Below are 18,622 nucleotides of genomic sequence, written 5' to 3' on the forward strand. Positions count from 1 at the left end.
CGGCAGATCAATGGCGGAAGTGACGGGTGCCGGTCAGCACCATCGCGATGCCGCGCTCGTCGGCTGCGGCGATGACTTCCTCGTCGCGCATCGAGCCACCCGGATGGATGACGCAGGTCGCGCCCGCATCCACCACCACGTCCAGGCCGTCGCGGAACGGGAAGAAGGCGTCGCTGGCCACCGCCGTGCCCGACAGGCTCAGGCCGGCGGCCTGGGCCTTGATGCTGGCGATGCGGGCCGAATCCAGGCGGCTCATCTGGCCGGCGCCGACACCGAAGGTCATGCCGTCCTTGCAGAACACGATGGCGTTGGACTTGACGAAGCGCGCCACGGTCCAGGCGAACTTCAGGTCCTCCATCTGCTGGGCGGTGGGCTGCACCTTCGTGACCACCTTCAGCTCACCGACCACGTCGATGTTGTCGGCCGACTGCAGCAGCATGCCGCCACCCACGCGCTTCATGTCCAGCGCGTTGACGGCACGGCTCACCGGCACTTCGAGCAGGCGCACATTGATCTTGCTGGCGTAGGCCGCGCGGGCGGCCGGCGTGATGACCGGGGCGATCGCCACTTCGACGAAGTGCTTGTTCGCATTGATCTTCTCGACCACGTCGGCGTCCAGCGGACGGTTGAAGGCGATGATGCCGCCGAAGGCGCTGGTCGGGTCGGTCTTCAGGGCCTTCTCATAGGCTTCCAGCAGCGTGGCGCCCACGGCCACGCCGCAGGGGTTGGCATGCTTGACGATCACGCAGGCCGGCACGTCGAAGGCCTTGACGCATTCCCAGGCGGCGTCGGCATCGGCGATGTTGTTGAAGGACAGTTCCTTGCCCTGGATCTGGGTCCAGCCGGCCAGCAGGCCCTCGGCCACCTGGGCTTCCTTGTAGAAGGCGGCCGACTGGTGCGGGTTCTCGCCGTAACGCATGCCCTGCACCTTGTGCAGCTGCAGGTTGAAGACGGCAGGGTATTCCTCGCGCTTGGGGACCTCGGCGGTCTTCTCTTCGGAGCCGGCTTCCAGCGAGGTCAGGTAGTTGCTGATCATGCCGTCGTAGGCGGCGGTGTGCGAGAACACCTTCTTGGCCAGCATGAACTTGGTCTTGCGGGTCAGGGCCGTGCCCTGGGAGTCGGTCAGCTCGGCCAGCACCTGCGGGTAGTCGGTCGGGTCGATCACCACGCCCACGTCCTGCCAGTTCTTGGCCGCGGCGCGCAGCATGGCCGGGCCGCCGATGTCGATGTTCTCGATCGCGTCTTCAAGCGTGCAATCGGCCTTGGCGGTGGCCTTGGCGAAGGGGTAGAGGTTGATGATCAGCAGGTCGATCGTGCCGATGCCGTGCTCCTTGAGCGCGGCCATGTGCTCGGGCACATCGCGGCGAGCCAGCAGGCCGCCGTGCACGCGCGGGTGCAGGGTCTTGACGCGGCCGTCGAGCATCTCCGGGAAGCCGGTGATCTCGCTGACCTCGGTGACCGGCAGGCCGGCCTGGGCCAGCAGCTTGGCGGTGCCGCCGGTGGACAGCAGGCGGATGCCGTGGCCGTGCAGGGCCTGGGCGAATTCGACGATGCCGGTCTTGTCGGAGACCGAGAGCAGGGCGGTGAGGGCCATGGTGGTGTGCGGTGGGATGGAAGAAAAGGGGGAGGGCGGGGCGGCGGGTCAGCGGCTCACTTGATCAGCTTGTGCTCGACCAGCTTGCGGCGCAAGGTGTTGCGGTTGATGCCCAGCCACTCGGCAGCCTTGCTCTGGTTGCCGTCGGCCTGTTGCATCACGACTTCCAGCAGCGGCTTCTCGACCGTGCGGATGACCATGTCGTGCAGCGAATGCGGCTCTGCGCCGCGCAGGTCCTTGAAGTACTGGTCCAGCGTCTCGCGGACGCAGGCATCGATGTCGTTGTTCTTGCTCATGGGTCAGGCAATGGGGCGGCCTCCAGGCCGGCGGTGGCAACCGCGCGGCGTCAGGCTTGTTGTGCAAGCGCGTCCTGGTTGGCAGCCGGTGGGGTCGAGGGCAGCAGCCGGTGGGTGTCGGCCAGGGCCTCGAAGAAGGTGGTGACCGCGCGCAGCTGTGCCTCGCAGTCGTCCAGGGTGTTCATGGCGGCGCGGAAGGCCTCGCCGCCGGGCAGGGCGCGCACCGCCCAGCCGATGTGCTTGCGCGCGCTGCGCACGCCCGCGTCCTCGCCGTAGAGCGTGTAGTGGTCGCGCAGATGCTCGGTCAGCCAGGCCTGCACCTCGCGCGTCTCGGGCGGGGGCAGGTGGGTGCCGGTGGCCAGGAAGTGGGCGATCTCGCGGAAGATCCAGGGCCGGCCCTGGGCCGCGCGGCCGATCATCAGGGCATCGGCGCCCGTGGCCTGCAGCACCGCCAGCGCCTTTTCGGGCGAATCGATGTCGCCGTTGGCCACCACCGGGATGCCCAGCGCGGCCTTCACCGCGGCCACAGTCTCGTACTCGGCCTGGCCCTTGTAGCCCTGCTCGCGGGTGCGGCCATGCACCGTCACCATGGCCACGCCGGCGGCCTCGGCGGCGCGCGCCAGGGCCACGGCATTGCGCTCGGTGTCGCACCAGCCGGTGCGCATCTTCAGTGTCACGGGCACGCCGCGCGGGGCGCAGGCGGCCACCACGGCCTCGACGATGGCGATGGCGCCTGGCTCGTCGCGCATCAGGGCCGAGCCCGCCCATTTGTTGCAGACCTTCTTGGCCGGGCAGCCCATGTTGATGTCGATGATCTGGGCGCCGCGGTCGATGTTGTAGGCGGCGGCCTCGGCCATCATGCCCGGCTCGGTGCCGGCGATCTGCACCGCGATGGGGGCAGTCTCACCGGTGTGGTCGGCCCGGCGCGAGGTCTTGAGCGAATTCCACAGGTCCTTGCGCGAGGTGACCATCTCGCTGACCGCATAGCCTGCCCCCAGGCGCTTGCACAGCGTGCGAAACGGCCGGTCCGTCACCCCGGCCATCGGGGCAACGAACAGATGGTTCGGCAGCTCATGGGGGCCGATGCGCATGGGGGAGGGGGTGGGGAATTGCTTAAAAAGGAGGCAGGATTATAGACCTCGCCGCCCGGGTCGCCTGGCGGCCCGAGCCACCCGCGAACGGGGCGCGGCGGCGGGCCACAATCGCGCCATGGATTCCTGGATGCACACCCTGCTGTCCTGGCTGGCCCTGCCGGAGTTCGGCCTGAGCACGCTGTTCCTGGTGGCCCTGCTGTCGGCCACCCTGCTGCCCATGGGGTCGGAGGCGGTGCTGTTCGGCCTGGTCAAGCTCAACCCCGAACTGCTGTGGCCGGCCATCGTGGTGGCCACGCTGGGCAACACCGTCGGCGGCGCCATCACCTGGTGGACGGGCTACGGGGCCGAGCGCGCCTACGAGCACCTGCGCCACCGCCCACCCCGGGAGGTCCGCCTGCTGCAATGGCTGCAGCGCTTCGGCCCGCGGGCCTGCCTGGTCAGCTGGCTGCCCATCGTGGGTGACCCGCTGTGTGCGCTGGCCGGCTGGCTGCGCCTGCCCTTCTGGCCCTGCGTGGGCTACATGATGGTGGGCAAGTTCCTGCGCTATGTGGTGATGACGCTGGCCCTGCTGGGCTGGTTCCCGGGCGCCTGGCAACCCTGAAGAGAGGCGGGCAGGGGCGGGCATCCCCCCTTGGAGGGAACCCCCTCCCGCCGTTGGAGGACGGGCGCCACAATGCCCGGATGTCACAAGCTCACCCTGCCTACGACGCGCTGACCGAGCGCCATGCCCGCCTGCACCGGCTGGGCCACCTGCAATCCCTGGCCCATTGGGACCAGGCCGCCTTCATGCCGCCGGGCGGCAATGACGCCCGCACGGCGGCCCTCACCGAGCTGGCCGGCCTGCTGCATCGCCAGCGCACCGACGCCGCGATCGGGCCGCTGCTGGCGCAGGCCGCGCAGGAGCCGCTGGACGACTGGGCGCGGGCGAATCTGCGCGAGATGCAGCGCGACTGGCAGCTGGCCACCGCCCTGCCGGAGGCCCTGGTCGAGCGCCGCTCGCTGGCCGTGTCCCGCTGCGGCCAGGCCTGGCGCCAGCAGCGCCCGGCCAACGACTGGGCCGGCTTCCTGGAGAACTTCCGCCCGGTGCTGGCCGTGGCGCGCGAGGAGGCCCGTCTGCTGGCCGAGCGCAGCGGCCTGTCACCCTATGACGCGCTGCTGGACCAGTACGAGCCCGGCATGACCCGGGCCGAGGTGAAGGCCGTCTTCGACGAGGTGCGCCAGTGGCTGCCGGGCCTGATCCAGGCCGCGGTGGCGCGCCAGGCCGCCCAGCCGCCGCTGATCGAGGCCCGGGGCCCCTTCCCGGAGGAGGCCCAGCGCCGCCTGAGCGAGCAGGTCATGCACCTGCTGGGCTTCGACTTCAACGCCGGTCGGCTCGATGTCAGCGCTCACCCCTTCACCGGCGGTGTGCCGGAGGACGTGCGCATGACCACCCGCTTCAACGAGGCGGACTTCCTCTCGGCCCTGATGGGCACGGTGCACGAGACCGGCCACGGCCGCTACGAGCAGAACCTGCCGCGCGAATGGCTGGGTCAGCCGGTGTCGCTGGCGCGCTCCATGGCCCTGCACGAGAGCCAGAGCCTGTTCTTCGAAATGCAACTGGGCTCGCACCCGGGCTTCGCCGCCCTGCTCTCGCCCATGCTGGTCCAGGCCTTCGGTGCCCAGCCGGCCTTCGAACCCGCCAACCTGCAACGCCTGATGACCCGGGTGCAGCCCGGGCGGATCCGGGTGGAGGCCGACGAGGTGACCTACCCGGCCCACATCCTGCTGCGCTTCGACATCGAGCAGGCCCTGATCGACGGCACGGCCGAGGCCGAGGACATCCCGGCTCTGTGGGACGCGGGCATGCGGGATCTGCTGGGCATCGACACCCGCGGCAACTACCAGGACGGCCCGATGCAGGACGTGCACTGGCCCGAGGGCCTGTTCGGCTACTTCCCCTGCTATTCGCTGGGGGCCATGTATGCGGCGCAGTGGTTTGCCGCCCTGCGCCGCGCCATGCCGGACGTGGACGCCCGCATCGCCCGCGGCGAACTGGCGCCGGTGTTCGACTGGCTCAAGCAGTCCATCTGGCAGCAGGGCAGCCGCTGGACCACGCGCGAGTTGACCGAGCGGATCAGCGGCGAACCGCTGAACCCGGCCCACTTCAAGGCCCACCTGGAAGCCCGCTACCTGGGCTGAAGGCCAACCGCCGGCGCAGCGACCTCAGGTGGTCTCGTCGGGCGGCGCGGCCTTGGCCGCGGCCGGGCGGCTGCGCTTGCGGGCGGGCGCCGCGCCCGAGGTCTGAGCCGCCCGGCTCTTGCGCGCGGGGCGGCCTGCCTTCTTCAAGGCATCCACGTCCTGGCGCAGACGGCCCACTTCGGCCTGCAGCGCCACCCAGGCGGCCGATGAGGGCAGGCCCAGGCGTTCCAGCCATTGCTGGCTGCGCGCGTCCAGGGCGGTTTCCAGGCGCTCCCAAGGGCGGCTGGCCTTGTCGGCCAGGGCCTCGGCCTTGGCGCTGAGCTGTTCCAGCGGGGCCTGCACCTTGCTCTGCAGGTGCTCGCCTTCCTTCACCAGGGCGTCGAACACCTTGCTGCCCTCGGACTGGGCCTTGGCGAAGGCCCCCAGCCCGGCCAGCCAGATCTCATGGGCCGACTGGCGCAGGGTGGCACTCAGGTGGGGATCCTCGGCGGCGGTGGACGCGCCGGCTTCGGTCTCCGGGGATGTGTCGCTCATGCCTGCATCTCCTGGGGTGGGACGATGCCGCATGGTGAACCCATTGCCCAGCCGGAATCAAGTGGCCAGGCTCAAGGCAGCTTGCGGATCGAGGTCACCACGTACTGCCCGTCGACCTGGGCGGCCTCGAAGCTGACCTTGTCACCCTCGGCCAGGCCCTTGAGCAGGCTGGGCGGCGTGGCCTTGAAGACCATGGTCATCGGCGGCATGTCCAAGTTGGCGATGGGGCCGGACTTGATGGTGATCTTGGCCTGGGCGGCGTTGATCTTGCGGACCTCGCCCTCGGCGGCCAGGGCGCTCAGGGACAGGCCGGCCAGCAGGGCGGCGGTCCACAGGCGCAGGCGACGGGGTGTCAGGAACATGGCAGATCTCCTTCTGTGCATTCAACGCGCCACGGCGGGCCGGCGCTGACAGGGTGGACGCCGAGGGTACCAGCAAGCCCGTCGGCCCCGTGCCTACAATGCCTTGGTTGTCCGGGTTTGAGGGTGCTGCGGTGGTTGCCGCAGGCCGCCGGACGGCACCGCCACCCCCTCTTGTCTGACGCCGCCATTGGCCCTGCCCCCATGAGCAACGACGCGCCCGTGCCTTCCTCCCTGGATGCCATCCAGCCCCGCGACAAGGCCGAGATCCTGGCCCAGGCCCTGCCGTACATCCGCAAGTTTCACGGCAAGACGCTGGTCATCAAGTACGGCGGCAACGCCATGACCGACCCGGCGCTGCAGCAGGATTTCGCCGAGGACGTGGTGCTGCTCAAGCTGGTGGGCATGAACCCCATCGTCGTGCACGGCGGTGGTCCGCAGATCGACGCCGCGCTGGCCAAGATCGGCAAGAAGGGCACCTTCGTGCAGGGCATGCGGGTGACCGACCCCGAGACCATGGACGTGGTGGAGTGGGTGCTGGCCGGTGAGGTGCAGCAGGACATCGTGGGCCTGATCAACGCCGTGGGCGGCAAGGCCGTGGGCCTGACCGGCCGTGACGGCGCGATGATCCGCGCCCGCCAGATGCGTCTGGCCGACAAGGACGACCCGAGCAAGACCCACGACGTCGGCCAGGTCGGCGAGATCGTCTCGATCGACCCCAGCGTGGTCAAGGCGCTGCAGGACGATGCCTTCATTCCTGTCATCAGCCCGATCGGCTTTGGCGAGAAGAACGAGAGCTACAACATCAATGCCGACCTGGTGGCCTCCAAGCTGGCCGAGGTGCTCAAGGCCGAGAAGCTGCTGCTGTTGACCAACATCCGCGGCGTGCTGGACAAGGCCGGCAACCTGCTGACCGACCTGACTGCCCGCCAGATCGACGAGCTGGTGGCCGATGGCACGATCAGCGGCGGCATGCTGCCCAAGATCGCCGGCGCGCTGGATGCCGCCAAGAGCGGCGTGAATGCCGTGCACATCGTCGACGGCCGGGTGCCGCATGCCATGTTGCTGGAGATCCTGACCGACCAGGCCTACGGCACGATGATCCGTTCGCACTGAGATGGGCTGCCGTGCCCGGCCGGCGCCGGTGTGGCTGTTCGACCTGGACAACACGCTGCACAACGCCGGCGCCTCGGCCTTCCCTCACTTCGATGGGGCGATGAACCGCTACATCGAGGACACCCTGGGCGTGCCCGCTCAGGAGGCCGACCGCCTGCGGGCCCACTACTGGGCCCATTACGGCAACACCCTGGTGGGCCTGGTGCGCCACCACGGCGTGCAGGTGGAGCATTTCGTGCGCCTCACCCACGCCTTCCCGGGGCTGGAAGGGGAGTTGGCCGCCCATGTGCACGACCTGGCCGCGCTCAAGCGCCTGCCGGGCCGCAAGATCGTGCTGACCAATGCCGGCCGGGGCTATGCGGTGCGGGTGCTGCGGGCCCTGGGCGTGCTGGGCTGCTTCGAGGCCGTGATCGGCGTGGAGCAGATGCACTGCTTCGGTGACCTGCGGCCCAAGCCCGATGCCCGGATGCTGCGCCTGCTGGCTGCCCGGCTGAAGGTGCCCCTGCAGCGCTGCGTGCTGGTGGAGGACAGCCTGATGAACCAGAAGGCGGCCCACCGGGTGGGCATGCGCGCGGTGTGGATGCAGCGCTGGGCGCGGGGCCACGGCTATGGGCCGGAGCGGGGCGCCCGCCTGCGCCGCCGGCCCGCCTACGTGTATGCCAGAATCGGCTCGCTCCAACAGTTACACCGCCTGTCGTGATGTCTGACCTGCCTGAAGCCCTGGAACCGGAAGCCGAGACAGTCAGCACGACCGAGGTCGTCGAGCCCGCGAGCGCCCCCGCCCCGCGCAAGCGGCCCAAGCCCGGCGAGCGGCGGGTGCAGATCCTGCAGACCCTGGCCGAGATGCTGGAGCAGCCCGGCGCCGAGCGCATCACCACGGCCGCCCTGGCCGGCCGCCTGTCGGTCAGCGAAGCGGCGCTCTACCGCCATTTCGCCAGCAAGGCCCAGATGTTCGAGGGCCTGATCGAGTTCATCGAATCCTCCGTCTTCACCCTGCTCAACCAGGTGGCCGAGCGCGAGCAGGCCGGCCAGGCCCAGCGCATGGTGCAGGTGCTGCTGCAGTTCGGCGAGCGCAACCCCGGCATGACCCGCGTGATGGTGGGTGACGCCCTGGTGTTCGAGCATGAGCGCCTGGGCCTGCGCATGAACCAGTTCTTCGACCGGGTCGAGTCGCTGCTGCGGCAGAGCCTGCGTCTGGCCGCCGAGGCGGCCGGCTCGGCCACGCCCACCGTGGAAGCCAATGGCCAGGCCTCGGCCCTGACCTGCTTCGCCATCGGCCGCCTGCAGCGCTTCGCGCGTTCGGGTTTCCGCCGCCTGCCCACCGAGCAGCTGGACATCGCCCTGCGCGCCCTGGGCTGACGCCGCACATCCCCCAGAACAAGGGGGCTGGGGCTGGCCGTCAAGCGGCTGTCACGGTGTGGCCGCTCCAATCGGGACTCCGACAACATTCCCAGGGAGTTCCCATGTTCGCTCTGAACCGCCTGGCGCTGGCCCTGACGGCCACGCTGGTCGTCTGCGGTGCCCACGCCGCTGCCGGCGCCAAGACCACCATCGTCCGCGCCTCTGCGGCCCAGGACACCGGCAACCCCGTCATCAAGGTGCTGGCCCTCAACGACTTCCATGGCGCGCTGGAATCCCCGGGCACCTACAAGGCCAACGGCGATGCCGCGGCCGTGCCGGCCGGTGGCGTGGACGAGCTGGCGGGCTACATCGCCGCGGCCCGCGCCGCCAACCCGAACACCATCGTCGTGTCCGCCGGGGACCTGATCGGCGCGAGCCCGCTGGTCTCGGCCCTGTTCCACGACGAGCCGACCATCGAGACCATGAACCGCGCGGGCCTGGACTTCAACGCCGTGGGCAACCACGAGTTCGACGACGGCAAGGCCGAGCTCAAGCGCATGGCCCAGGGCGGCTGCCACCCCACCGACACGGTCAACAGCTGCCGCGGTGCCGATGTGGGCACGCCGGTGCCCTTCGAGGGCGCGCAGTTCAAGTTCCTGGCGGCCAACGTGGTCAACGCCAAGACCGGCGACACCATGTTCAAGCCCTATGGCATCAAGGCCTTCAAGGCCGGTGGCAAGAAGGTCAAGGTGGCCTTCATCGGCCTGACGCTCAAGGAGACGCCGCAGATCGTCACCCCCTCGGGCGTGAAGGGGCTGAAGTTCAATGACGAGGCCGCCACGGTCAATCAGCTGGTGCCCGAGCTGCGTGCCCAGGGCGTGGAGGCCATCGTGGTGCTGATCCACCAGGGCGGCGTGCAGACCGGCTCGACGGTGGACATCAACGCCTGCGCCGGCAACCTGGATGGCTCGCCGATCAAGACCATCGTCAGCCAGCTCGACGACGCGGTGGACCTGGTGATCAGCGGCCACACCCACGCGGCCTACAACTGCCAGCTGCCGGTGGCTTCCGGTCGCCTGATCCCGGTGACCAGCGCCAACACCCAGGGGCGCGTGCTGACCGACATCGACATCACGCTGGACCGCAACTCCGGCCAGGTGGCCGCCATCACCGCCCAGAACAAGGTGGTGGACCGCAGCAATGCCGCCATCGTGCCCAACGCCCAGATCGCCGGCATCGTGTCGGCCTACAAGGCCCTGGCCGCGCCGGTGGCCAACCAGGTGATCGGCGCCATCACCACCGACGTGCCCAACACCAAGGATGCCGCCTGCAACATGCCGGCCGGTGATCTGATCGCCGATTCGCAGTGGGCGGCCACCAGCGCGTCCAACCTGGGCGGCGCGCAGTTCGCGCTGATGAACCCGGGCGGCGTGCGCAACCCCGGCTTCCTCTACGCCGGCAGCGCGGCGGGCGAGGGCGACGGCAACATCACCTACGGTGAGGCCTTCACTGTCCAGCCCTTCGGCAACAGCCTGGTCACGCTGACGCTGACCACCCAGCAGGTGCGTGACACGCTGGAGCAGCAGTTCCCCGGCTGCCTGGGCCAGACCAGCACCTATGCCAAGGTGCTGCTGCCTTCCAATGGCATCCGCTACGAATGGGACAACACCCAGGCCTGCGGGGCCAAGGTGCGCAACCTGACGCTGACCAGCGGGGCCGGCGTGCAGACGCTGGTGGATGGCAGCGGCCAGGTGGTGGACGCGGGCAAAACCTGGCGCGTGACGGTCAACAACTTCCTGGCCGATGGGGGTGACGGCTTCAGCGTGCTCAAGGGCGGCAGCAACCGCCTGGGCGGCGCCCAGGACATCGACGCCCTGTCGGCCTACCTGGCCGCCTACAAGGCGCCGGCGCCGGCCTACAACCCTGCCGCCGCCAACCTGGGCAAGCCGCGCATCGTGCGCCTGGACGCCGGCACCAGCTGCCCCTGAACCGGCAGCGGGCCGGTCCGTGCAGGGGTCGGCCCGCCTCCGGCGCCTCGTACACTCGGGGTCATGAACCTGGAAGATCTGGAGCCCCTGCTGCTGCGTGCCGAGCGGGTGCTGGAACGGCTGGAGGCCTGGCTGCCCCGGCCCTTGGGTGCGCCCGATTGGGACCTGTCGACGGCCTTTCGCTACCGCCGTCGGCAGGGCATGGGCCGCCTGGAGCCGGTGCGCCATGTCTCGACCATCCAGCTGGCCGATCTGCACGAGATCGAGCCGCAGAAGGAGCGCCTGTGGCGCAACACGGCGCAGTTCGTGGCCGGCCAGCCGGCCAACAACGTGCTGCTCACCGGGGCCCGAGGCACGGGCAAGAGTTCGCTGATCAAGGCCTGCCTGAACACCTTCGCGGACCAGGGACTGCGCCTGATCGAGATCGACAAGGCCGATCTGGTGGACCTGCCGGACGTGGTGGAACTGGTCTCGCGCCGGCCCGAGCGCTTCATCGTCTTCTGCGACGACCTGAGCTTCGAGGAAGGCGAGTCCGGCTACAAGGCCCTCAAGTCCATCCTGGACGGCTCCGTGGCCGCGGCCAGTGACAACCTGCTGATCTACGCCACCAGCAACCGGCGCCACCTGCTGCCGGAGACGATGAAGGACAACCTCAGCTACCAGCACACCGAGGATGGCGAGCTCCATCCCGGCGAGGTGGTGGAGGAGAAGATCTCCCTGTCCGAGCGCTTCGGCCTGTGGATCAGCTTCTATCCCTTCAGCCAGCCGGAGTACCTGGCCATCGTGGCGCAGTGGCTGTCGCACTTCGGCCTGGACGCAGCCGCCATCGAGGCCGCCCGGCCCGAGGCCCTGGTCTTCGCGCTGGAACGCGGCTCGCGCTCGGGCCGGGTGGCCTACCAGTTCGCCCGCGATCTGGCCGGCCGCCGGGCCATGGACAGTGGGGCCGGCAGCGCATGAGCGGGGCATCCACCGAACGCACGCCGGTCGATGTGGCCGTGGGCGTGCTGGTCGAGCGCGACGGCACCGGGCGGGAAGGTCGCTTTCTGCTCACCTCCCGGCCCGAGGGCAAGGTCTACGCCGGCTACTGGGAGTTCCCCGGTGGCAAGCTGGAGGCCGGCGAAACCGTGCACGAAGCCCTGGCCCGCGAGCTCTGGGAGGAGCTGGGCATCCGCATCGGCGAGAGCTTCGCCTGGCAGGAGCTGGTGATGGACTACCCCCACGCCCGGGTGCGCCTGCATTTCCGCAAGGTCTATGACTGGACCGGCGAGTTCCAGATGCGCGAGCAGCAGGCCATGGCCTGGGAGAGCCTGCCGGTAGCCAGCCACCCGGTGCTGCCGGGCACCATCCCTGTGCTGCAGTGGTTTGCCGCCGAGCGCGGTTTCACCGGTCCCACCCATCGCGATTGAGTCTGCGGACGGGCTTCACGCTTCGCTACACTGCCCGCCATGGATTGGTTGGATCACATCAAGTGGGACCGCGACGGCCTGGTGCCGGTCATTGCCCAAGAGGCCGCGACCGGCGACGTGCTGATGTTCGCCTGGATGAACCGCGAGGCCCTGGCCCGCACCGCCGCGTTGAAGCAGGCGGTGTATTTCAGCCGCTCGCGCCAGAAACTCTGGCACAAGGGCGAGGAGTCCGGCCATTTCCAGCAGGTGCACGAGATCCGCGTCGACTGCGACCAGGACGTGGTGCTGCTCAAGATCACCCAGCTGGGCCACGAGCCCGGCATCGCCTGCCACACCGGCCGCCACAGCTGCTTCTTCGAGCGGCTCGAAGGCGACCATTGGCAGGCCGTGGACCCGGTCCTGAAGGACCCGGCCAGCATCTACAAGGCATGAGATTCCCATGAGTTCGAACGACACGCTGCAACGCCTGCACGAGGTGATCGAGAGCCGGCGCGGCGGCGACCCGGACAAGAGCTATGTCGCCCGCCTGTTCCACAAGGGCACCGACACCATCCTGAAGAAGGTGGGCGAGGAGGCGGTCGAGACGGTGATGGCCGGCAAGGACGGCGATCGCACGAAGATCATCTACGAGACAGCCGACCTGTGGTTCCACTCCCTGGTCGCGCTGGCCCACTTCGGCCTGTCGCCGGCCGACGTGCTCCAGGAACTGGAGCGGCGCGAGGGCCTGTCCGGCCTGGAGGAATTCGCCGCCCGCAAGGCGCAGCAGCGCGAACACAAGGAGGGTTCATGAACGATGTCATCCAGGCCGCACCGTCGTCAGAACGGCTGGCCAGCCTCAAGCAGCTCACGCTGATCACCTACATCCTGTATGCGCTCAGCGCGGTGATCGGCTTCACCGCCATCGTCGCGGTGATCATCAACTACGTGAAGCGCGAGGACACCGCCGGCACCATCTACGAAAGCCACTTCACCTGGCAGATCCGGACCTTCTGGTTCAGCCTGCTGTGGGCGGTGCTGGGCTTCCTCACCATGTTCTTGCTGGGCCTGGGTCTGCTCGTGCTGTTCGCCGACTCGATCTGGGTCATCTACCGCATCGTCAAGGGCATTCTCAACTGGAACGACGGCAAGCCCATGCCGGTCAAGGCCTGAAAGTCACCATGCACACCGATCCCGATTGCATCTTCTGCAAGATCGTCGCCGGCCAGATTCCGTCGAAGAAGGTCTACGAGGACGAGGACGTCCTGGCCTTCCATGACATCCACCCCTGGGCGCCGGTGCATTTCCTGATCATTCCCAAAACCCACATCGCCACCATGGCCGACGTGACGCCGGCCGAACAGACCCTGATGGGCAAGATGATGGTGCTGGCCCCGCAGTTGATGGCCCAGCTGGGCGTCACCGGGGGCTTCCGGCAGATCATCAACACCGGGCGCGATGGCGGGCAGGAGGTCTACCACCTGCACATGCACGTCATCGGCGGCCCGCGGCCCTGGTCCAAGGGCTGACGACGCCGGGCAGGGCTTCCGGCGTCACTTGTCGGGTCCGTGACACGGGCTTGACGCAAAGTGTCACGGACACCCCCGTAGAATCGCAAGATTCGTTTTCTGGAGAACTGACATGGGATCGTTCAGCATTTGGCATTGGCTGATCGTGCTGGTCGTGGTGGTGCTGATCTTCGGCACCAAGAAGCTGAAGAACGTCGGCACCGACCTGGGCGCCGCCGTCAAGGGCTTCAAGGACGGCATGAAGACCGGTGCGGAAAGCGATGAGGCGGCACCCCCGCAGGTCACCGCTCAGAAGTCGACCGCTGACAGCAACACCGTGGACGTGGACGCACGCCCCAAGTCCTGAGCGTGTGCATGCCTGACCTCGTCCTGCCCGCAGCATGATCGATTTCGGTTTCGACAAGCTGGCCCTCATCGGCGCGGTGGCCCTGATCGTCATCGGTCCGGAGAAGTTGCCGCGCGTGGCCCGCACCGTGGGGCACTTCATCGGCAAGGCGCAGCGCTACGTGGCCGATGTGAAGGCCGAGGTCAACCGCTCGATCGAACTGGAGGAGCTTCACAAGATGAAGTCCCAGTTCGAGACCGCGGCGCGCGACGTCAGCCAGAGCGTGCAGCAGGAGGTTCAGCAGGCGGCCAGCGCGGTCGAAAGCGCCTGGAAGCCCGAGGGCAGTTCCGACTACGCCGGCCTGGAAACCACGCCGCCGGAGTCCGTGAATGCCTCGGCTTGGACGCCCGCCTACCAGCCGCCGCGCAAGCGCTGGCGCATGAAGCGAGGGGCCGTGCCCCGCTGGTACAAGCAGCGCGAGGGTGTGCGCATGCATGTGCAGTCCGGTGCCGCGCGCGTGGCCCGGTTCCGTCCGCCCCGCTCCGGGGCCTGAATTGACACGGCCCCGGTTCCGCGCTGCGGCTGGGTGGTAGTGAGATGAGCCAAGAACCTCGCGACGAGCTGGAGGGCACCGAAGCCCCCTTCGTCACCCATCTGATCGAGCTGCGCGACCGTCTGATCCGGGCCCTGCTGGCCGTCGGGGTGGCCTTCGGCGTGCTGGCCATCTGGCCCGGCCCGGCCGGTCTCTACGATCTGCTGGCGGCCCCCCTGGTGGCTTCGCTGCCGCACGGCGCGACGATGATCGCCACCAACGTGATCTCGCCCTTCCTGGTGCCGCTCAAGATCACCATGATGGCGGCCTTCCTGCTGGCGCTGCCGGTGGTGCTCTACCAGGTCTGGGCCTTTGTCGCGCCGGGCCTGTACAGCCACGAGAAGAAGCTGGTGCTGCCGCTGGTGGTCTCCAGCACGGTGCTGTTCTTCACCGGCGTGGCCTTCTGCTACTTCTTCGTCTTCGGCAAGGTCTTCAAGTTCATCCAGAGCTTTGCGCCGCACAGCATCACCGCCGCGCCGGACATCGAGGCTTACCTGAGCTTCGTGCTGACCATGTTCGTTGCCTTCGGTGCCGCCTTCGAGGTGCCGGTGGCCGTGGTCGTGCTGGCCCGCATGGGCATCGTCTCGGTGGCCAAGCTGCGCGAGTTCCGCGGCTATTTCATCGTGCTGGCCTTCATCATCGCGGCCATCCTGACTCCGCCGGACATCGTCTCCCAGCTGTCCCTGGCCATCCCGATGTGTCTGCTCTACGAACTGGGCATCATGGCCGCCGGCGTGTTCATCAAGCACACGCAGTTCCCGGACAGCGAGCCGACCGATTCCGACAAGACGGCCTGACAGGCCTTGATCGGCAGGGCGGGCCCCGGCGGGGCCCCCGTCTTCACTGCACCTGCTGTCGCGGCCGCTGCGCGATGTGGACCTTGAGGTCCATCGCCTGCTGCCCTCGCAGCACGCCCACCACCGCATCGGTCTGCGGCTTCAGCGCCGCCACCACATTGAGCAGCTGCGCGGTGTTGCGGATCGGCTGACCGGCGATGCGCACCACCACATCTCCCGGCTTCATGCCGGCCTTGCTGGCGGGGCCATCCTGCAGCACGCCGGTGATCAGCACGCCCTCGGACACCGGGATCTTGAAGTTCTGGGCGAATTCCGGATCCAGGTCGCGCGGTTGCACGCCGATCCAGCCACGGGTCACCTGCCCATCCCGCACCAGGCCATTCATCACCTGCTGGGCCAGGTCGATGGGGATGGCGAAGCCGATGCCCATGCTGCCGCCGGAGCGGGAGTAGATGGCGGTGTTGATGCCGATGAGGTTGCCGTTCACGTCGATCAACGCGCCGCCGGAGTTGCCGGGGTTGATCGCCGCATCGGTCTGGATGAAGTTCTCGAAAGTGGACAGGCCCAGGCCGCTGCGGCCCAGGGCGCTGACGATGCCGGAGGTCACGGTCTGGCCGACGTTGAAGGGGTTGCCGATGGCCAGCACCGCGTCGCCCACCACCACCTGATCGATCCGTCCCAGGGTCACCACAGGCAGGCGGTCCAGATCCACCTTCAGCACCGCGATGTCGCTCTCCGGGTCGGTGCCGACCAGCCGGGCCTTGGCGGTCCGGCCATCGGAGAGCTGCACCTGGATCTCGTCCGCGCCGTCGATCACATGGTTGTTGGTGAGCAGATAGCCCTCCGAGGACACGATCACGCCCGAGCCCAGGCCGATCTGGGGCTGCGGATCCTCGGTGTCCTGTTCACCCCGCTGGCCGAAGAAGTAGCGGAACCAGGGATCTTCCGCATGGGGGTTGGCAGGGCTGGTCTTGCTGGTCTTGCTGGCCGTGACGCTGACCACGGCAGGGGCGGCCTTGCGCGCCGCCACGCTCAGGGGTTGGGTGGGCAGCGGATCGTCGGCCACCTGGACCGGCACACCGGAAGCCGGCGCGGTGGGCGTGGCCTGGGGCCAGGTCATGCGCGGGGCCTGCTGCAGCCAGCCGGGCTTGAAGGTGCCCAGCACGAAGACGACCGCCACCGCGACGGTGACCGATTGGGCGAAAATGAGCCAGATTCTGCGCATGACACGTCGAGGAAGAAGCCCATGGCGGCAAGAACGGAGATCGAGGGTTGCCTCAACCAGTGGTTGCAGCCTGAGCGGTTCAAGGATTATGGGCCGAACGGTCTGCAGGTCGAGGGGCGGGCCGAGATCCGGCGCGTCGTGTCGGGGGTCACCGCCAGCCTGGCACTGATCGACGCCGCCATCGACGCCCAGGCCGACGCCATCCTGGTGCACCACGGCCTGTTCTGGCGGGGGCAGGATGGCCGCCTGACGGGTTGGCTCAAGACACGGGTCGAGCGGCTGCTGGGCCACGGCATCAACCTGCTGGCCTACCACCTGCCGCTGGATGCCCACCCCGAACTGGGCAACAACGCGCGGTGGGCGGCCCGGCTGGGCTGGCGGACGGACGGCCGCTTCGGCGAACAGGATCTGGGCTTTGTCGGCACGCAGGACCAGGCCACCACCGTCGAGCGGCTGGCCATCGACCTGCAGGCCAGCCTGGACCGGGTGCCGACGGTGCTGCCCGGCGACGGTCGGCCCTTGCGGCGCCTGGCCTGGTGCAGCGGCGGTGCCCAGGGCTATTTCGAGGCCGCCATCGCCGCCGGCGCGGATGCCTTCCTGACCGGGGAGATTTCCGAGCCGCAGGCCCATTTGTCGCGCGAGACCGGCGTGGCCTTCCTGGCCTGCGGTCACCATGCCACCGAGCGCTACGGGGCGCCGGCCGTGGGCGAACGTCTGGCCACCCAGTTCGGGCTGGAACACCAGTTCATCGATCTGCCCAACCCCGCATGACGTCCACCACACCCCGCCTGCTGGTCACCATGGGGGATCCCGTCGGGATCGGACCGGAAATCATTGCCAAGGCCTTCGCCGCGGGGGCCTTGGACGACGCCCTGGTGGTGGGGGATGTGGGTGCGCTGCGACGCGGGGTGCGGGCCGCCGGCCTGTCGCTGCCGGTCGCCTGGCTGGACACCGTGGCCGACTGGGTGCGCTGCCCGCCGGCCTGCCTGCCGGTGTGGCAGCCGCCGGGGCTGCCGCCGGCGCTGGATCAACTGCCCTGGGGACAGGTTGACGCCCGGGCCGGTGCTGCCGCAGCCGCCTGCATCGTCGGGGCGGTGAGCCTGCTGCAGGCCGGACAGGCGCAAGGGTTGGTGACCGCTCCGCTGCACAAGGAGGCTCTGGGTGCGGCGGGGGTGGATTTCCCCGGCCACACCGAGATGCTGCAGTCGCTCTGTGCGGTCGATGGCCTGCTGCCGCCCGTGCGGATGATGCTGGCCAACGAGGAACTGCGGGTGGTGCTGGTGACCATCCACGTGGCGCTGCGCCGGGCCATCGACGCACTGGACATGCCGGGCATCCTCGAGACCCTGCGCATCACCCATGCGGCGGGCCAGCGCTTCGGCATGCCGGCCCCGCGCATCGCCGTGGCCGGCCTGAACCCGCATGCGGGGGAGGGCGGATTGTTCGGCGACGAGGAGATCCGGCTGATCGCGCCGGCCATCGCCGCGGCCCGGGCCGAGGGCATCGACGCCCGGGGTCCCTATGCGCCCGACACGGTCTTCATGCGGGCGCGGCATGCGCCGGGGCACCCGGGCGAATTCGACTTCGTGGTGGCCATGACCCATGACCACGGCCTCATCCCGGTCAAGTACCTGGGCGTGGAGGAAGGGGTCAACGTGACCCTGGGGCTGCCGCTGGTTCGCACCAGCCCTGACCACGGCACGGCCTTTGACGTGGCGGGTCAGGGGCGGGCGAGCGCGGCCAGCCTGGTGGCGGCAGCCCGGATGGCCCGCCGCCTGCTGGGAGCCAGCTGATCAGCGCTTGAGCGCGTCGCGGATCTCGCGCAGCAGCAGCACATCCTCCGGCGTCACCGGTTCCGGGGCCGGCGCCGGTGCGGGTTCATTCGCCTTCCGCAGACGGTTGATCTGACGGACCATCACGAAGATGATGAAGGCCAGGATCACGAAGTTCAGCAGCACGGTCAGGAAGTTGCCGTACGCGAAGACCGCACCGGCCTTCTTGGCTTCGGCCAGCGTGGCCGCTGGCGTGCCCGAGAGCTGGAGGAAGTAATTCGAGAAGTCCAGCCCGCCGATGGCCAGACCGACCAGGGGCATGATGAGGTCGGTCACCACCGAGTCGACGATCTTTCCGAAGGCGCCACCGATGATCACACCGACCGCCAGATCGACCACATTGCCCTTGACGGCAAATTCCTTGAATTCGCTCATGAATCCCATGGGTGCTTTCTCCTTCATGTTGGGTATAAGTGTCGGGCGCAGTATTGCCCGGATGC

General features: G+C 68.7%; 24 protein-coding genes. 17 read left to right on the plus strand and 7 right to left on the minus strand.

The genetic code is table 11. From position 1 onward, the window contains the following. Positions 1-7: 7 nt before the first annotated feature. The 3 genes from purH to dusB are packed head-to-tail and all read right to left on the minus strand — an operon-like array spanning position 8 to position 2,981. Positions 8-1,594 (minus strand): bifunctional phosphoribosylaminoimidazolecarboxamide formyltransferase/IMP cyclohydrolase, encoded by a 1,587-nt coding sequence (gene purH / locus LRM40_RS04805; protein ID WP_151122162.1) that lies wholly within the window; start codon positions 1,592-1,594, stop codon positions 8-10. 56 nt (positions 1,595-1,650) lie between these two features. After that, complete coding sequence (locus LRM40_RS04810; protein ID WP_022981057.1) at positions 1,651-1,890, minus strand: Fis family transcriptional regulator; 240 nt, start codon at positions 1,888-1,890, stop codon at positions 1,651-1,653. A 50-nt stretch (positions 1,891-1,940) separates the two neighbouring features. After that, positions 1,941-2,981 carry a tRNA dihydrouridine synthase DusB gene (dusB, locus tag LRM40_RS04815; protein WP_151122161.1) on the minus strand — a complete coding sequence of 347 codons (1,041 nt, stop codon included), beginning with the start codon at positions 2,979-2,981 and terminating at the stop codon, positions 1,941-1,943. A gap of 118 nt (positions 2,982-3,099) precedes the next feature. Between dusB and LRM40_RS04820 the strand changes: the two genes are divergently transcribed. Beyond that, entirely contained in the window at positions 3,100-3,585 is a 486-nt protein-coding gene (locus tag LRM40_RS04820; RefSeq protein ID WP_151122160.1) for a YqaA family protein, read from the plus strand. 80 nt (positions 3,586-3,665) lie between these two features. After that, positions 3,666-5,162, plus strand: coding sequence for a carboxypeptidase M32 (locus LRM40_RS04825; RefSeq protein WP_151122159.1), 1,497 nt, complete (start codon positions 3,666-3,668; stop codon positions 5,160-5,162). A 24-nt stretch (positions 5,163-5,186) separates the two neighbouring features. On the opposite strand, the gene LRM40_RS04830 is transcribed toward LRM40_RS04825, so the two are convergent. Continuing rightward, positions 5,187-5,696 carry a phasin family protein gene (locus LRM40_RS04830; RefSeq protein ID WP_170288762.1) on the minus strand — a complete coding sequence of 170 codons (510 nt, stop codon included), beginning with the start codon at positions 5,694-5,696 and terminating at the stop codon, positions 5,187-5,189. Between the two features lie 71 nt (positions 5,697-5,767). Beyond that, positions 5,768-6,058, minus strand: coding sequence for a copper-binding protein (locus LRM40_RS04835; protein ID WP_151122157.1), 291 nt, complete (start codon positions 6,056-6,058; stop codon positions 5,768-5,770). Between the two features lie 201 nt (positions 6,059-6,259). On the opposite strand from LRM40_RS04835, the gene argB reads away from it, so the two are divergent. The 13 genes from argB to tatC all read left to right on the plus strand — a co-directional run bounded on the left by argB (position 6,260) and on the right by tatC (position 15,125). Next, a complete protein-coding gene (argB, locus tag LRM40_RS04840) occupies positions 6,260-7,171 on the plus strand; it encodes an acetylglutamate kinase (RefSeq protein WP_151122156.1) in 912 nt (303 codons plus the stop codon). A gap of 1 nt (position 7,172) precedes the next feature. After that, positions 7,173-7,871, plus strand: coding sequence for an HAD-IA family hydrolase (locus tag LRM40_RS04845; RefSeq protein WP_151122155.1), 699 nt, complete (start codon positions 7,173-7,175; stop codon positions 7,869-7,871). Next, positions 7,871-8,530, plus strand: coding sequence for a nucleoid occlusion factor SlmA (gene slmA, locus LRM40_RS04850; protein WP_151122154.1), 660 nt, complete (start codon positions 7,871-7,873; stop codon positions 8,528-8,530). The genes LRM40_RS04845 and slmA overlap by 1 nt, the downstream gene beginning before the upstream one ends. A gap of 104 nt (positions 8,531-8,634) precedes the next feature. Continuing rightward, entirely contained in the window at positions 8,635-10,500 is a 1,866-nt protein-coding gene (locus LRM40_RS04855; RefSeq protein WP_151122153.1) for a bifunctional metallophosphatase/5'-nucleotidase, read from the plus strand. Between the two features lie 63 nt (positions 10,501-10,563). Beyond that, entirely contained in the window at positions 10,564-11,457 is an 894-nt protein-coding gene (locus LRM40_RS04860; RefSeq protein ID WP_151122152.1) for an ATP-binding protein, read from the plus strand. Further along, entirely contained in the window at positions 11,454-11,906 is a 453-nt protein-coding gene (locus LRM40_RS04865; RefSeq protein WP_151122151.1) for an NUDIX domain-containing protein, read from the plus strand. Before LRM40_RS04860 ends, LRM40_RS04865 begins: the two co-directional genes overlap by 4 nt. Before the next feature lie 39 nt (positions 11,907-11,945). Then, the gene (gene hisI / locus LRM40_RS04870; RefSeq protein WP_151122150.1) at positions 11,946-12,338 is read left to right on the plus strand and encodes a phosphoribosyl-AMP cyclohydrolase; all 393 of its coding nucleotides are present in this window, start codon (positions 11,946-11,948) and stop codon (positions 12,336-12,338) included. Between the two features lie 7 nt (positions 12,339-12,345). Continuing rightward, positions 12,346-12,696 (plus strand): phosphoribosyl-ATP diphosphatase, encoded by a 351-nt coding sequence (locus LRM40_RS04875; protein ID WP_151122149.1) that lies wholly within the window; start codon positions 12,346-12,348, stop codon positions 12,694-12,696. After that, positions 12,693-13,055: a DUF4870 family protein gene (locus tag LRM40_RS04880; RefSeq protein WP_151122148.1), complete on the plus strand. Its 363-nt coding sequence runs from the start codon at positions 12,693-12,695 to the stop codon at positions 13,053-13,055. The genes LRM40_RS04875 and LRM40_RS04880 overlap by 4 nt, the downstream gene beginning before the upstream one ends. A gap of 8 nt (positions 13,056-13,063) precedes the next feature. Then, on the plus strand, positions 13,064-13,411 hold the full coding sequence (locus LRM40_RS04885) for a histidine triad nucleotide-binding protein (protein ID WP_151122147.1): 348 nt from the start codon (positions 13,064-13,066) through the stop codon (positions 13,409-13,411). 112 nt (positions 13,412-13,523) lie between these two features. After that, positions 13,524-13,757: a Sec-independent protein translocase subunit TatA gene (gene tatA / locus LRM40_RS04890; RefSeq protein WP_151122146.1), complete on the plus strand. Its 234-nt coding sequence runs from the start codon at positions 13,524-13,526 to the stop codon at positions 13,755-13,757. Between the two features lie 34 nt (positions 13,758-13,791). Beyond that, complete coding sequence (gene tatB / locus LRM40_RS04895) at positions 13,792-14,289, plus strand: Sec-independent protein translocase protein TatB (protein ID WP_151122145.1); 498 nt, start codon at positions 13,792-13,794, stop codon at positions 14,287-14,289. Positions 14,290-14,333: 44 nt separating this feature from the next. Continuing rightward, entirely contained in the window at positions 14,334-15,125 is a 792-nt protein-coding gene (gene tatC / locus LRM40_RS04900; RefSeq protein ID WP_151122144.1) for a twin-arginine translocase subunit TatC, read from the plus strand. Positions 15,126-15,168: 43 nt separating this feature from the next. On the opposite strand, the gene LRM40_RS04905 is transcribed toward tatC, so the two are convergent. Continuing rightward, positions 15,169-16,350, minus strand: a complete 1,182-nt coding sequence (locus LRM40_RS04905; RefSeq protein WP_151122143.1) for a Do family serine endopeptidase — start codon at positions 16,348-16,350, stop codon at positions 15,169-15,171. Between the two features lie 21 nt (positions 16,351-16,371). Between LRM40_RS04905 and LRM40_RS04910 the strand changes: the two genes are divergently transcribed. Beyond that, entirely contained in the window at positions 16,372-17,121 is a 750-nt protein-coding gene (locus LRM40_RS04910; protein ID WP_151122142.1) for a Nif3-like dinuclear metal center hexameric protein, read from the plus strand. Then, positions 17,118-18,143 carry a 4-hydroxythreonine-4-phosphate dehydrogenase PdxA gene (gene pdxA / locus LRM40_RS04915; protein ID WP_151122141.1) on the plus strand — a complete coding sequence of 342 codons (1,026 nt, stop codon included), beginning with the start codon at positions 17,118-17,120 and terminating at the stop codon, positions 18,141-18,143. The genes LRM40_RS04910 and pdxA overlap by 4 nt, the downstream gene beginning before the upstream one ends. Here pdxA and mscL read toward each other — a convergent pair whose 3' ends face one another. Beyond that, a complete protein-coding gene (gene mscL, locus LRM40_RS04920) occupies positions 18,144-18,566 on the minus strand; it encodes a large conductance mechanosensitive channel protein MscL (RefSeq protein WP_151122140.1) in 423 nt (140 codons plus the stop codon). It lies immediately after the preceding gene. Positions 18,567-18,622: the final 56 nt, after the last annotated feature.

This window comes from Ideonella dechloratans (genome assembly GCF_021049305.1).
Classification (GTDB): Bacteria; Pseudomonadota; Gammaproteobacteria; order Burkholderiales; family Burkholderiaceae_C; genus Ideonella; species Ideonella dechloratans.

Excerpts from the sequence above, each read along its gene's own strand:
- purH (WP_151122162.1), bottom strand. The coding sequence starts at position 1,594 with ATGGCCCTCACCGCCCTGCTCTCGGTCTCCGACAAGACCGGCATCGTC.
- LRM40_RS04810 (WP_022981057.1), bottom strand. The coding sequence starts at position 1,890 with ATGAGCAAGAACAACGACATCGATGCCTGCGTCCGCGAGACGCTGGAC.
- dusB (WP_151122161.1), bottom strand. The coding sequence starts at position 2,981 with ATGCGCATCGGCCCCCATGAGCTGCCGAACCATCTGTTCGTTGCCCCG.
- LRM40_RS04820 (WP_151122160.1), top strand. The coding sequence starts at position 3,100 with ATGGATTCCTGGATGCACACCCTGCTGTCCTGGCTGGCCCTGCCGGAG.
- LRM40_RS04825 (WP_151122159.1), top strand. The coding sequence starts at position 3,666 with ATGTCACAAGCTCACCCTGCCTACGACGCGCTGACCGAGCGCCATGCC.
- LRM40_RS04830 (WP_170288762.1), bottom strand. The coding sequence starts at position 5,696 with ATGAGCGACACATCCCCGGAGACCGAAGCCGGCGCGTCCACCGCCGCC.
- LRM40_RS04835 (WP_151122157.1), bottom strand. The coding sequence starts at position 6,058 with ATGTTCCTGACACCCCGTCGCCTGCGCCTGTGGACCGCCGCCCTGCTG.
- argB (WP_151122156.1), top strand. The coding sequence starts at position 6,260 with ATGAGCAACGACGCGCCCGTGCCTTCCTCCCTGGATGCCATCCAGCCC.
- LRM40_RS04845 (WP_151122155.1), top strand. The coding sequence starts at position 7,173 with ATGGGCTGCCGTGCCCGGCCGGCGCCGGTGTGGCTGTTCGACCTGGAC.
- slmA (WP_151122154.1), top strand. The coding sequence starts at position 7,871 with ATGTCTGACCTGCCTGAAGCCCTGGAACCGGAAGCCGAGACAGTCAGC.
- LRM40_RS04855 (WP_151122153.1), top strand. The coding sequence starts at position 8,635 with ATGTTCGCTCTGAACCGCCTGGCGCTGGCCCTGACGGCCACGCTGGTC.
- LRM40_RS04860 (WP_151122152.1), top strand. The coding sequence starts at position 10,564 with ATGAACCTGGAAGATCTGGAGCCCCTGCTGCTGCGTGCCGAGCGGGTG.
- LRM40_RS04865 (WP_151122151.1), top strand. The coding sequence starts at position 11,454 with ATGAGCGGGGCATCCACCGAACGCACGCCGGTCGATGTGGCCGTGGGC.
- hisI (WP_151122150.1), top strand. The coding sequence starts at position 11,946 with ATGGATTGGTTGGATCACATCAAGTGGGACCGCGACGGCCTGGTGCCG.
- LRM40_RS04875 (WP_151122149.1), top strand. The coding sequence starts at position 12,346 with ATGAGTTCGAACGACACGCTGCAACGCCTGCACGAGGTGATCGAGAGC.
- LRM40_RS04880 (WP_151122148.1), top strand. The coding sequence starts at position 12,693 with ATGAACGATGTCATCCAGGCCGCACCGTCGTCAGAACGGCTGGCCAGC.
- LRM40_RS04885 (WP_151122147.1), top strand. The coding sequence starts at position 13,064 with ATGCACACCGATCCCGATTGCATCTTCTGCAAGATCGTCGCCGGCCAG.
- tatA (WP_151122146.1), top strand. The coding sequence starts at position 13,524 with ATGGGATCGTTCAGCATTTGGCATTGGCTGATCGTGCTGGTCGTGGTG.
- tatB (WP_151122145.1), top strand. The coding sequence starts at position 13,792 with ATGATCGATTTCGGTTTCGACAAGCTGGCCCTCATCGGCGCGGTGGCC.
- tatC (WP_151122144.1), top strand. The coding sequence starts at position 14,334 with ATGAGCCAAGAACCTCGCGACGAGCTGGAGGGCACCGAAGCCCCCTTC.
- LRM40_RS04905 (WP_151122143.1), bottom strand. The coding sequence starts at position 16,350 with ATGCGCAGAATCTGGCTCATTTTCGCCCAATCGGTCACCGTCGCGGTG.
- LRM40_RS04910 (WP_151122142.1), top strand. The coding sequence starts at position 16,372 with ATGGCGGCAAGAACGGAGATCGAGGGTTGCCTCAACCAGTGGTTGCAG.
- pdxA (WP_151122141.1), top strand. The coding sequence starts at position 17,118 with ATGACGTCCACCACACCCCGCCTGCTGGTCACCATGGGGGATCCCGTC.
- mscL (WP_151122140.1), bottom strand. The coding sequence starts at position 18,566 with ATGGGATTCATGAGCGAATTCAAGGAATTTGCCGTCAAGGGCAATGTG.